1 protein-coding gene is annotated in these 300 nt (G+C 63.0%); it reads left to right on the top strand.

Annotated features, from left to right (window positions below; genetic code table 11):
• On the top strand, positions 1 to 300 hold a 300-nt coding region (locus ACWGS9_RS35655; RefSeq protein WP_454509540.1), incomplete at both ends, for a Tn3 family transposase.

Raw genomic sequence — 300 nt, 5'->3', positions numbered from 1 at the left:
GCGGCGTCGATCACCACCCGCGCCGTTGTGCCCTCGACAATTCTGAAGAAGCTCTCAGCGTCTCCGAAGGAAAGCCAGCTCGCGAGGGCTCTGCGCGAACTGGGCCGCATCGAGCGATCGTTGTTCATGATCGAATGGTACTCGAGCCCGGCACTGCGACGGCGCTGTCAGGCTGGCCTCAGCAAGGGCGAGGCTGCGCACAAACTCAAGCGCGCCGTGTTCTTCCATGAGCGAGGCGAAATCCGTGACCGATCGTTCGAAAGCCAGGCCTTCCGCGCATCCGGCCTCAATCTCGTCGTC

The sequence above is a fragment of the Mesorhizobium sp. Arg314 genome (genome assembly GCF_053714275.1).
The sequence above is the reverse complement of the archived record's forward strand: the minus strand, read 5'-3'. Positions and strand labels throughout refer to the sequence as shown.